This is a genomic window from uncultured Tenacibaculum sp. (assembly GCF_947498805.1).
Classification (GTDB): Bacteria; Bacteroidota; Bacteroidia; order Flavobacteriales; family Flavobacteriaceae; genus Polaribacter.
On record NZ_CANMLT010000003.1, the window covers coordinates 211,662 to 223,937 of the forward strand.

Consider the following 12,276-nt stretch of genomic DNA (forward strand, 5'->3'; position numbering starts at 1 on the left):
TCATACAAGTATGAAAAACACGGTGTTTTTTCTTTTATTAATTTCTTTTAGTTCTTTTTCGCAAGAGAACCTAAAACAATTACTTGAAAAATACAATACAGAAAGTGTTCCTTACATTTCTGTTACAGATCTACAAAAAGAAAAAAACGTTGTTCTACTAGATGCTAGAGAGCCTAAAGAGTTTGAAGTAAGTCATCTTAAAAATTCAATTTGTGTTGGATATGATTTCTTTAATATAGAGAAAACATTAAAAAAACTTCCAAAGAACAAGAACACTAAAATTATAGTGTATTGTTCTATTGGTATTCGCTCAGAAGATATTGCCGAAAAACTCCAAAAAGAAGGATACACCAATGTATTTAATTTGTATGGAGGTATTTTCGAGTGGAAAAACCAAAACAACACCGTGGTTAACAACCAAAACATACCAACAGAAAAAATCCACACTTTCAATAAAGAATGGAGTAAGTGGTTACATAAAGGAGAAAAGATATATGAGTAAGAACTTATTGTTAATCTTTACCAGGAATCCAGAACTGGGAAAAGTAAAAACACGTTTAGCAAAAACGGTTGGAGATCAAGCTGCATTAGACATTTATAAATTCCTCTTAAATCATACTAAAGAAGTTACACAAAACTTAAATTGCGACAAAGCCGTGTACTACTCTGTTAAAATTAGAGAGAATGATATTTGGAGCACCTCTACCTATCAAAAACATGCGCAATTCGGTGTAGATCTTGGTATTCGAATGCAAAACGCATTTGAACAGGCTTTTGAAAAAAAATATGAAAAGGTTCTAATTATAGGAAGTGACTTATTTGACCTAAAAGAAAAACATATCGAAGAAGCTTTTGAAATGCTTGACTCGAACGATGTTGTAATTGGCCCTGCCGAAGATGGTGGTTATTATTTATTAGGAATGAAAACTTTGTATTCATCAGTTTTTCACAACAAACAATGGGGTACCTCCACCGTAAGACAAGACACACTTAATGATTTACAAAACGTTTCTGTACATTTGTTGGAAACCTTAAATGATGTAGATGTTTTTGATGACATTAAAGACAATGCTACATTCAATCAATTTTACACAAACTAAAAATGCTTAAAAAACAACAACTGCAAGAAACAACAAGGTTTCTTCAAGATAAAGGAATTACAAACCCAGAAATAGGAATTGTACTAGGAACAGGTTTAGGTAAACTTGTAAATGAAATTGACATAGAAATTGAAATTCCATACGCTGAAATTCCACACTTCCCACAAGCTACAGTTGAGTTTCATTCAGGGAAATTAATATACGGTATACTGTCAGGAAAAAAAGTACTTGTTATGTCAGGTCGTTTTCATGTATACGAAGGATATAATTTATGGGAAGTTACCTATGGAATAAGAACTTTACATAGTTTAGGTATTCAAACTTTATTAATTTCAAATGCAGCAGGAGCAATCAACCTTGCATATAAAAAAGGCGATTTAATGTTAATTGAAGATCATTTAAATCTTCAAGGAAGCTCTCCTTTAGCTTTTAAAGGTGCTGGAGAGATGGGTGATTTATTTGCTGATATGCTTGAACCATATTCGAAAAAATTGAATAGTAAGATGAAAGCTATTGCAAATGCAAACGACATAGACTTGAAAGAAGGTGTATACGCAAGTGTTGTAGGACCACAGCTAGAAACAAGAGCTGAATACAGAATGCTTCAAATTCTAGAGGTAGATGCAGTTGGAATGAGCACAGTACCTGAAGTAATTGTTGCAAAACATTTACAATTACCATGTGCAGCTGTTTCAGTTTTAACAGATGAATGTGACCCGAAGAATTTACAGCCATTAGATATTCAAGAAATTATTGAAGTTGCAGGAAAAGCTGAACCTAAAATGATTACACTTTTTAAAGAATTAATTAAAGAAATATAGTGATTAGAAACCAGCAAGCAGCAGTATTAATTATACGTTTATTACTCGGATTTATTTTCTTTTTCCAAGGTTTTGGTAAAGTCTTTAAGTTTGGATTAAACAATGTATATGAAAGCTTTTTTCTAAAAAGTTATACCGACTTGCTTCCTGATTTCTTATTACTTTTTACTGCTTATTATACTTCAATAGTAGAGTTAATAGGTGGATTATTACTAATTATCGGTTTTAAAAGAGACATTGCTTTATATTTCTTAGGGTCGGTACTAGTAATTGTTACCATAGGTCATGGTATAAAAGACCCTATATGGGATTTATCTCATGTAATGTATAGAAGTATACTTTTAGTAAGTTTATTATTGCTTCCTAAAAGTCTCGATAAATTTTCAATAGACTTTTTAATAAAAAAGACAGATAAATGAGTTATTTAGAAACTACAAAAGACGTATATAAAGAAGCAGCCTTAACTCCTGATGTTGGCTTGTGTTGTACTACAAATCCTATATGGGAATTACCAGGGTTAAAGATTCCAAGAATTATGCAGGAAATGAACTATGGATGTGGTTCAACGGTACATGCTCGTGATTTAACTAACAACCCTAAAATGCTTTATGTAGGTGTTGGTGGTGGAATGGAGCTATTACAATTTGCATATTTCAACAGAAACAAAGGTGGTGTAATTGGATTAGATGTGGTTGATGAAATGTTAGAAGCTTCTCGTAAAAACTTTAAAATTGCCGAAGAGCAAAACGATTGGTTTAAAAGCGATTTTGTAGATCTACGTAAAGGTGATGCTTTAAACTTACCTGTAGAGGATAACTCAGTAGATGTAGCTGCTCAAAACTGCTTATTTAACATCTTTAAGACAGAGGATTTAAAGAAAGCAATTACTGAAATGTATCGTGTCTTAAAACCACATGGTCGTTTAGTGATGAGTGATCCAACTTGTGAGCAACCAATGAATGAAACATTACGTAACGATGAACGTTTACGTGCTCTTTGTTTAAGCGGAAGTTTACCTATTGCAGAATATGTAAAAATGTTAACAGACGCTGGTTTTGGAACTATTGAAATTAGAGCCAGAAAACCATATAGAATCTTAGACCCAAAGAATTACCCAACTGATGAGTTAATTTACATTGAATCTATTGAGGTAGCTGCTATCAAAGACCCGATGCCAGAAGATGGACCATGTGTCTTTACAGGAAAAGCTGCTATTTATTTTGGTGATGAAGATTATTTTGATGACAAAAAAGGACATACCTTATTGAAAAACCAACCTATAGCAGTTTGTGATAAAACAGCACAAGCTTTAGCTGATTTAGGTAGAGATGATATATTTATTAGTGAGTCTACGTACCATTATGATGGTGGTGGATGCTGCTAATTAAGTACAACTTACTTATAAACCCTCACAAATTGTGAGGGTTTTTCTTTATATTTAAATCAAAACTTTGTCTTATGAAACGTATACAACTTTTTGAATTTGAAGATTTTAATTGGCTTCCGCCCTTTATCAGAAGTAGTATTACCAATTTACTCGCACTACTTTTAAAAATGTTGAAAACTAAGGATGTTGTAGTAAATCTTATTCTAGACGTTAAAAAGCAGTTTAACTTTAATCAAATAGTAGATATTGGATCAGGTTCTGGGGGTGTTATGATCGATGTTATTCAAGAAATTAACGCAAAAGAAAACTCAATAAATTTACTACTCACAGATTTATATCCCAATCCTTCAGTAGTAAATCGTATTAACAATTCCAATATTACTAATCTACATTATCAAGAAACACCTCTAAACGCAACTGATTTTACCAACACACCTAAAGGATTAAAAACCATGATGAATAGTTTTCATCACATGTCACCTAAAAACGCTCAAAAAATTCTACAAACTGCTCAAGAAAACAAACAGCCTCTTTTAATTTATGAAATGGGAGAAAACAATATCCCTACGCTACTTTGGTGGTTATTGTTACCTATTTCAATGGTTATTTTAATTATTATGGTACTTTTTATGACTCCTTTCACAAAAGGCATTACCTTTAAGCAAATTGTTTTCACTTATCTCATACCAATTATCCCTATTATATATGCTTGGGACGGACAGGCGTCATTAGTAAGAATGTATACTTTTAATGATATTGAAAACTACTTATTGAAAAACCTAAAAAACGATTCTTATACATGGACAATTGACCATGCTAAAAATGCAAAAGGTAAAAAACAAGGATATTATATTTTAGGGCTTCCTGCGAAGTAATTTTAACTCATTCTATTGATTTTTTACGATATCCTCCTAAGCAAACAACGTAGCAAAAGCTTCTTCTATTTTACTAACCAAAATAAGCTTTATAGAATGATTTTTGCTTGTTATTTTATTGTACTTAGAAGTAACGAAAGTTTTATATCCTAACTTTTCAGCTTCTAATATTCGTTGGTCTATTTTAGAAACAGGCCTTATTTCTCCTGCTAAACCAACTTCTGCTGCAAAACATACATCAGGATTAATTGCTAAGTCTTGATTCGAAGATAAAATAGCTGCTACTACTGCTAAATCTATAGCCGGATCATCTACTTGAATTCCTCCAGTAATATTTAAAAACACATCTTTTGCTCCTAACTTAAAACCAGCACGTTTTTCTAATACAGCTAAAATCATATGCAAACGTTTTAAGTTATAGCCTGTAGTAGTACGTTGAGGAGTTCCATATACTGCCGTAGAAACCAAAGCTTGAATTTCTATCATCAATGGGCGAATCCCTTCTAAAGTTGAAGCAATAGCGGTACCACTCAAATCACCATCTTTTTTAGAAATCAATATTTCCGATGGGTTTGACACCTCTCTTAATCCGGCCGATAACATTTCATAAATTCCTAATTCAGCAGTAGAACCAAAACGATTTTTTTGTGATCGTAAAATTCGATAGGTATGATTTCTATCTCCTTCAAACTGCAATACCACATCAACCATATGTTCTAAAATCTTAGGCCCAGCAATATTTCCTTCCTTATTAATATGTCCAATCAATAATACAGGGGTAGCTGTTTCTTTGGCAAATTTTATCAATTCTGCAGACGTTTCTCTTATTTGAGAAATACTTCCAGGAGAAGCTTCAATTATATTAGTATGTAAGGTTTGAATTGAATCAATAACCAGTACATCTGGCTGAACTTCTTCTATATTCTTAAAAATTTGCTGTGTATTTGTTTCTGTAAGAATTAAACAATTAGAATTCGTTGCGTTCAATCGTTCTGCACGCATTTTAATTTGCGACTGACTTTCTTCCCCTGAAACATATAATACTTTTTGTGGAATTTGTAAGGCTATTTGTAACAACAAGGTAGATTTTCCAATTCCAGGCTCTCCACCTAATAATATTACTGCTCCTTTAACCAAACCACCCCCTAAAACAGTATCTAATTCTTGGTTCTTAGTTCCAAAACGCTCTTCAGGATTCAATTGAATCTCCTCTACTCGTAATGGCTTCGATACTTTCTTTTGAGTATTGGAAGGAAACTTCCATTGTCTTTTTTCTTCTTTTTGTATAACTTCTTCAACAACGGTATTCCATTGTTTGCAAGTACTACATTGTCCTACCCATTGGGCATGTTGCGTTCCACAGTTTTGACAGAAAAAAGTTGTTTTGGTTTTAGGCATTTTTGCAAGATTTACCTACAAAGAAAAGAAAACTATTTATTTTTATTATATAAAGGTAAAAACAAGAATGACAATCCTCCAAAAATAATTATCATCGCTGTTTGAGCTGTCCACATAATCCATCCAAACGCATTCGCCGGCTCTTCTGCAATACCAAACAAAGCAAAGGCTCCTGCTACAGCAACAGGATACAATCCTATACCACCGTTGGTTGCAGCTATAGAAAAACCACCAGCAATAAATCCAATTAAAACTGCTCCAAAAGGAACTTGTAATCCTTCAATTGCAGGGATAGTGGCCCAAAACATTGCTACATACATTAGCCAGATAAAAACCGTATGAAAAATAAAAGCCCATTTGTCTTTCATTTTAAAAATACTAGTAGCACCTTCTATTAATCCGCTAATGAAGTTTTTGATTTTTAACCCAACACCAGCATCTGCTTTTTTTACATAACGTGTAAAAATAAAACCTCCTAGAACCAACACTGCCAACCCAATACCAATTTTACTTGGATCAAAGTTTTTGGTCAACAATTCATAAATAAAATCAAATTGAACAAAAAGAGTTATCGTAATAATGATTAACATCATTAATAAATCTGCTATTCTTTCTGCTACTATGGTACCAAACCCTTTTTCAAAAGGAATATCTTCATAGTTAGTCATTACAGCAGCCCGAGATACTTCACCCGCTCTTGGCACGGCATAATTTACCAAATAGGCTACTAAAACAGCCATGGTACTATTTCCAAAATCGGGTTTATAGCCCATAGGCTCTAATAAGAATTTCCATCGATAAGCTCTTGATAAATGGCTTAATATTCCAAAGAATAAACCTAAAGCAATCCACCAATAGTTTGCATTTTTAAAGTACTGTACTAAGGTTTCAATAGAAACTTTTGATAAAGAATACCATACTAAAAAACCTCCCAAAATGAGAGGTAATATAATTTTTAAAACTTTTTTAAAATTCAAAATTAAGAAAGGGTATTATCTGCTTCGTTAGGGAATACTAATTTTGGTTTAAAGTTCTTTGCTTCTTCTAACTCCATAAAAGCATACACTATTAAAATTAATGTATCTCCTTTTTGAACTCTACGAGCGGCAGCTCCATTTAATGTGATTTCACCACTTCCTCTAGGACCTGGAATTGCATAGGTTTCTAAACGTTCTCCATTGTTGTTGTTTACAATCTGAACACGTTCTCCTTCGATAATTCCAGCGGCATCCATTAAATCTTCATCAATGGTAATACTTCCTATATAATTTAAATCTGCACCTGTAACTTTTACTCGGTGGATTTTAGATTTTACTACTTGTACTAACATGTTGCAAAAATAGTTGTTTTTTAATGATTAATGAGTTTGTTTTTAATGAATTTACTTTAACCCAATATTATCTATTAGACGAATATCTCCAGCGAAAACCGCTATAAACCCACGGTATTTTTTCTTCTTATGAATAACTTCTGGAGTTTCTAAAGTTTTTTCATCTGCAATGGTAAAGTATTCTAGTTCTAAAAACGGATGTTTTTTAAACTGTTTTTCAACCCATTGCGTAACCTCTATTACATTTTTTATGCCAAATTTCTTTCTTGCCTTTTTTAAGGTTTTATAAATAAACGGAGCCGCCTCTCTATGTTCCTTAGTTAATCGGACATTTCGCGAACTCATCGCTAATCCATCTTCTTCTCTAAAAATTGGTCTTCCTTTAATTTTAACAGGAATATTATGTTTTTCAACCAACTTTTTAATGATTTGTAATTGCTGAAAATCCTTTTTACCAAAATAAGCATTTGTAGGTTCTACAATTTCAAACAAGGCTTTCACAATAGTTCCTACTCCATCAAAGTGTCCATCTCTAAATTTTCCTTCCATTTGATGTTCCAACCCGTCAAAATCAAAATTTTCAGAGACAACATTGGTGTCGTAAATCTCTTCAACAGAAGGCACAAATAACACATCGCATTGTACACTTTCTAATAACCTAATATCGTTTTCAAGTGTTTGTGGATATTTTACTAAATCTTCCTTATTATCAAACTGAGTTGGATTTACAAAAATGCTAACTACCGCTATATCATTTTTCTTTTTTGCTCTTTTAACAAGAGATAAATGTCCCTCGTGCAAAGCTCCCATGGTTGGAACAAATCCGATAGATTTTTTATCTTTTCTAATGGTTAATAAAAAATCCTTTAATTCAGATTTTGATTTAAAAATTTTCATCGGCAAATCTTACGTATACGCGCAAAATTAGCAATTTAACATGATTTTAGCATAAAATTTCGTAATTTTGCATCTTTACAAAAAGAGTTCGATTTAATGAAGGATAAGAGAATATTATATGTTTCTTCTGAGGTAATTCCATATTTACCGGAAACAGAGTTATCATCTACTGCATTTAATGTTGCTAGACACGCCCATTCAAAAGGAGTTCAAACCCGTATTTTCATGCCACGTTTTGGTGTTATAAATGAAAGAAGACACCAGCTTCACGAAGTAATTCGTTTATCTGGTATGAACCTAATAATTAACGACATGGATATGCCGTTAATTATTAAAGTAGCTTCTATTCCAAAGGAAAGAATGCAGGTTTACTTTATTGATAATGATGAATACTTTAAGCGTAAAGCTATTTATACTGATGAAGATGATAAACTATTCGACGACAATGATGAGCGAATGATTTTCTTTGCTAAAGGTGTAATTGAAACTGTTAAAAAATTAAATTGGGCTCCAGATATCATTCATGTTCATGGATGGTTAGCTTCTCTTTTGCCTCTTTATTTAAGAGAATTTTATAAAGAAGAACCTTTATTTACCGAAAGTAAAATTGTTACTTCGCTATATAACAACGGTTTTGAAGGCGAGTTAAATAATGAGCTAGCAAACAAAGTTCGTTTTGATCAAATCAATAGCGATAAAATTTCTGTTTTTGAAACACCTAATCATATTAATATACTTAAAAGCGCTATAGAAAACTCTGACGCGATAATAAAAGGTAGTGAGTCTTTGCCAGACGAGCTTGAAAGCTTTATTAGCGATAAAGAGGTGGAAATTTTAGAGTTTCCTTCTGAAGAAATGCTAACCGAATCTCATTTAGAATTTTATAAAGAAACCGTATTAGAATTAAGCGAATAAAATGATCAAAAAATTTGGTATTATAGGTGTTTGTGCGTTAGCATTAACGACAATCATTTCTTGTGAAAAAGATTTTAACGATATTGGAAGTAGTATAGTAACTAATACAAAGTTTAGTACTGGAACTATTGAGTTAGAAGTAGAAGTAACTCCATATAGTATTGATGCGAGCACGCCTACTCCTTTCTACAAAGCTGTTAGAGCGGATAACATTGAATTTCCAAATCGTACTAACTGGGGTGATTATTGGCTTGGTGTTTATAACAATCCTAACGCTAAGAAAATTGAAGCTTCTTTCATTTCTCAAGTTAATTTAGCCTCTATTAGAACATTTACAGATAAAACGTATGAAACTACAGATGTAATAGAGCCGCCAGTTTTAGATGAAGTTATTTTAAAAATACCTTTACAAGCAACAAGTGGAGATAAAGACGCTGATGGTAAACCTCAGTTTACTTTAGATCAAGTATTAGGAGATCAAGAACAAAGTTTTACTGTAAAAGTGTTTGCAAGTAATACTTTTTTAAACAAACTAGATCCTACCGACCCAACAAAAAATAACGAATATTTATCGGATGTTGATTATGATGAGGGTACAGAGTTAAGTTTAGTTTCTACTTTTACATTTAAGGATGCAGAAAAAGATACGATGTTTGTTTTTGATAGAACTCTTTTATCTGCTACTCCAAAAACATATAAAGACACACTTAAGGTTGCTAACGGTACTAGTATTACAGCAAACCCATTTAAGTATATAAAATTAGATAAGAATTTCTTCCAAACTAACTTTATCGATAAATATGATACAGCTGATTTTGGAAGTCAAGAGGAGTTTGCTAGAAATATTCTTAAAGGAATTATTATTGAAGTTACTGATAATGGAAATAACGGTTCTGCCGTACCTTTAACATTTAGTAATGCTAACTTATCACCATCTATTGACCTTCTTATAACTTCTACTGTAAAAAATGCAGGAGGAGAGGTAATAGACACTGTTCCTAAAAACCATAGCTATCCTTTATTAGGTCTTAACAGTCGTATTTATAAGATGACTGATGCTGCTAACCCAACACCTTCTAATAATTTTGTTATACAAGGAACTGCCGGTAGTCTTGCTGAAGTTAAAATTTTAAACGACACAAAGTTAGCTGAATTAAAAGCTAATAACTGGTTGATTAATGACGCACAAATAACTTTTAATGTAAATCAAACAATCAGTAAAGATTCTGCATTTGTTCCTCAAAGATTATTTTTATATCAAAACTTTGTGAATAGTGGTGGTCAAGTTGAACCAGCGCAACTTTCTGATGCCCATGTTGAACCTGCTTCTTTTAATGGTAATGTAGTTATCACAGAGAAAGTACCTGAAAAATACAGCTTTAGAATCACCGATTATATTTCTAATTTACTTAAAGGAACGGAAAACTATACCAATGATCCTTTAGTTTTAAAAGTATATAATAATCCAACAGACAATCCTGTTACTAATGGAGTTTTAGACACAAGTGTAAAGTCCTATAATTGGAACCCAAGAGCGGTTACCTTATACGATGGTAATAGTGCGAACGGTGCTAAAAAAGCAATTTTAAAAATATCTTACTCAGAAAAAAAATAAACTATTGTTATGTGTGGAATAACTGGTTATATTGGATATAGAGATGCTTATCCAATCGTTATTAATGGATTAAAAAGATTAGAATACCGTGGTTATGATAGTGCAGGTATAATGATGTATGACGGAGATGTTATGCACCTATCAAAGACCAAGGGTAAAGTTTCAGATCTAGAAGTAATAACAAATAAAGAAGAAATACGCAAAGAAGGACGTATTGGTATTGGTCATACTCGTTGGGCTACTCATGGAGTACCGAACGATACAAACTCTCACCCACATTTTTCTCAATCGGGAAATTTAGTAATCGTTCACAATGGTATCATTGAAAATTACGATACCATAAAAAAAGAACTTATTTCAAGGGGCTATGAGTTCCAAAGTGATACTGATACTGAAGTATTAGTAAACTTAATTGAAGAGGTAAAAAAGACGGAAGGTTGTAAATTAGGAAAAGCGGTTCAATTAGCTTTGACACAAGTGATTGGTGCTTATGCTATTGCTGTTTTCGACAAATCAAAACCTAATGAACTTGTTGTTGCTCGTTTAGGAAGCCCAATCGCTATTGGTGTAGGTAACGAAAACAAAGAATTTTTTGTTGCTTCAGACGCCTCTCCATTTATTGAGTACACTAAAAATGCTATTTACCTTGAAGATGGTGAATTAGCCATCATAAAGAAAGACAAAGGAATTAAAGTTCGTAAAATAGATAATGATAAATTAGTTGATGCTAATATTCAAGAGCTTCAATTAAGCTTAGAGCAAATTGAAAAAGGTGGATATGATCACTTTATGTTAAAAGAGATTTACGAACAACCTAAAGCAATTATTGACACCTATCGTGGTAGAATGCTTCCTGATGAAGGAATCATTAAAATGGCAGGTGTAGATGATAATATTTCTAAGTTTTTAAACGCTGATAGAATCATTATTGTTGCTTGTGGTACCTCTTGGCATGCTGGATTAGTAGGTGAATATCTTTTTGAAGATATGGCTCGTATTCCTGTTGAAGTTGAATATGCTTCTGAGTTTAGATACAGAAATCCTATTATTACAGAAAAAGATGTTGTTATTGCTATTTCTCAATCAGGAGAAACTGCAGATACTTTAGCAGCTATTAAGCTTGCAAAATCTAAGGGTGCATTTGTTTTTGGAGTTTGTAATGTAGTTGGTTCTTCTATTGCTCGTGAAACTCATGCAGGAGCATATACACATGCAGGTCCGGAAATTGGTGTAGCTTCTACAAAGGCTTTTACTACTCAAATTACAGTATTATCTTTAATAGCTTTAAAACTTGCTAAAAAGCGTGGTACATTATCTCAAACTGCGTTTCAACAGTATTTACAAACAATGCAGTTGATTCCAAACCAAGTTGAGCAATTACTAAAGATAGACAAACAAGTTGAAGAAATTGCCGCTGTATATAAAGATGCTAAGAACTGTTTATATTTAGGTAGAGGGTTTAATTTCCCAGTAGCATTAGAAGGAGCATTAAAACTTAAAGAGATTTCATATATCCATGCAGAAGGCTATCCTGCTGCAGAAATGAAGCATGGTCCTATTGCTTTAATTGATGAAAACATGCCTGTTTTTGTTATAGCTACTAAAAGAGGTCACTACGAAAAAGTAGTGAGTAATATTCAAGAAATTAAATCTAGAAGTGGTAAAATTATAGCTATTGTTACAGAAGGTGATGAAACGGTTAAAGAAATAGCTGATCACACTATAGAAATTCCTGAAACAGAGGAAGCTTTAACCCCATTGTTAACTACAATCCCGTTACAATTGTTATCATATCACATAGCGGTAATGTTAGGTAAAAATGTTGACCAACCTAGAAACCTTGCTAAATCTGTTACTGTAGAGTAATCGAATTACAATATATTTAAATAAAAAAAGCCGGCATAAAAGCCAGCTTTTTTTATTTCCTATAACTTCTTA

13 protein-coding genes are annotated in these 12,276 nt (G+C 32.5%); 9 read left to right on the top strand and 4 right to left on the bottom strand.

Annotated features, from left to right (window positions below; genetic code table 11):
• Positions 1 to 10: 10 nt before the first annotated feature.
• From Q0873_RS06775 to Q0873_RS06800, 6 genes are all read left to right on the top strand, one after another.
• Positions 11 to 502 carry a rhodanese-like domain-containing protein gene (locus Q0873_RS06775; protein WP_299105311.1) on the top strand — a complete coding sequence of 164 codons (492 nt, stop codon included), beginning with the start codon at positions 11 to 13 and terminating at the stop codon, positions 500 to 502.
• Positions 495 to 1,100, top strand: a complete 606-nt coding sequence (locus Q0873_RS06780) for a TIGR04282 family arsenosugar biosynthesis glycosyltransferase (RefSeq protein ID WP_299105313.1) — start codon at positions 495 to 497, stop codon at positions 1,098 to 1,100. Before Q0873_RS06775 ends, Q0873_RS06780 begins: the two co-directional genes overlap by 8 nt.
• Before the next feature lie 2 nt (positions 1,101 to 1,102).
• A complete protein-coding gene (locus Q0873_RS06785; RefSeq protein ID WP_299105315.1) occupies positions 1,103 to 1,921 on the top strand; it encodes a purine-nucleoside phosphorylase in 819 nt (272 codons plus the stop codon).
• Positions 1,921 to 2,340, top strand: a complete 420-nt coding sequence (locus tag Q0873_RS06790; protein WP_299105318.1) for a DoxX family membrane protein — start codon at positions 1,921 to 1,923, stop codon at positions 2,338 to 2,340. Before Q0873_RS06785 ends, Q0873_RS06790 begins: the two co-directional genes overlap by 1 nt.
• Positions 2,337 to 3,305 (top strand): arsenosugar biosynthesis arsenite methyltransferase ArsM, encoded by a 969-nt coding sequence (arsM, locus tag Q0873_RS06795; RefSeq protein ID WP_299105320.1) that lies wholly within the window; start codon positions 2,337 to 2,339, stop codon positions 3,303 to 3,305. The genes Q0873_RS06790 and arsM overlap by 4 nt, the downstream gene beginning before the upstream one ends.
• Before the next feature lie 74 nt (positions 3,306 to 3,379).
• On the top strand, positions 3,380 to 4,183 hold the full coding sequence (locus tag Q0873_RS06800; RefSeq protein ID WP_299105322.1) for a hypothetical protein: 804 nt from the start codon (positions 3,380 to 3,382) through the stop codon (positions 4,181 to 4,183).
• 36 nt (positions 4,184 to 4,219) lie between these two features.
• Here the strand turns inward: Q0873_RS06800 and radA are convergent, their stop codons facing one another.
• Genes radA through panC form a run of 4 tightly spaced genes read right to left on the bottom strand, consistent with a single transcriptional unit; the run spans position 4,220 to position 7,808 of the window.
• Positions 4,220 to 5,581: a DNA repair protein RadA gene (gene radA, locus Q0873_RS06805; RefSeq protein ID WP_299105323.1), complete on the bottom strand. Its 1,362-nt coding sequence runs from the start codon at positions 5,579 to 5,581 to the stop codon at positions 4,220 to 4,222.
• A gap of 32 nt (positions 5,582 to 5,613) precedes the next feature.
• Positions 5,614 to 6,558, bottom strand: coding sequence for a lysylphosphatidylglycerol synthase transmembrane domain-containing protein (locus tag Q0873_RS06810; protein ID WP_299105325.1), 945 nt, complete (start codon positions 6,556 to 6,558; stop codon positions 5,614 to 5,616).
• Positions 6,559 to 6,560: 2 nt separating this feature from the next.
• Positions 6,561 to 6,911, bottom strand: a complete 351-nt coding sequence (gene panD, locus Q0873_RS06815) for an aspartate 1-decarboxylase (protein ID WP_299105327.1) — start codon at positions 6,909 to 6,911, stop codon at positions 6,561 to 6,563.
• Between the two features lie 51 nt (positions 6,912 to 6,962).
• Complete coding sequence (gene panC, locus Q0873_RS06820; protein ID WP_299105329.1) at positions 6,963 to 7,808, bottom strand: pantoate--beta-alanine ligase; 846 nt, start codon at positions 7,806 to 7,808, stop codon at positions 6,963 to 6,965.
• A 96-nt stretch (positions 7,809 to 7,904) separates the two neighbouring features.
• Between panC and Q0873_RS06825 the strand changes: the two genes are divergently transcribed.
• Genes Q0873_RS06825 through glmS form a run of 3 tightly spaced genes read left to right on the top strand, consistent with a single transcriptional unit; the run spans position 7,905 to position 12,204 of the window.
• Positions 7,905 to 8,723, top strand: a complete 819-nt coding sequence (locus Q0873_RS06825) for a glycogen/starch synthase (RefSeq protein WP_299105331.1) — start codon at positions 7,905 to 7,907, stop codon at positions 8,721 to 8,723.
• Position 8,724: 1 nt separating this feature from the next.
• Positions 8,725 to 10,338, top strand: a complete 1,614-nt coding sequence (locus Q0873_RS06830; protein ID WP_299105333.1) for a DUF4270 family protein — start codon at positions 8,725 to 8,727, stop codon at positions 10,336 to 10,338.
• A gap of 9 nt (positions 10,339 to 10,347) precedes the next feature.
• Positions 10,348 to 12,204: a glutamine--fructose-6-phosphate transaminase (isomerizing) gene (glmS, locus tag Q0873_RS06835; protein WP_299105335.1), complete on the top strand. Its 1,857-nt coding sequence runs from the start codon at positions 10,348 to 10,350 to the stop codon at positions 12,202 to 12,204.
• Positions 12,205 to 12,276: the final 72 nt, after the last annotated feature.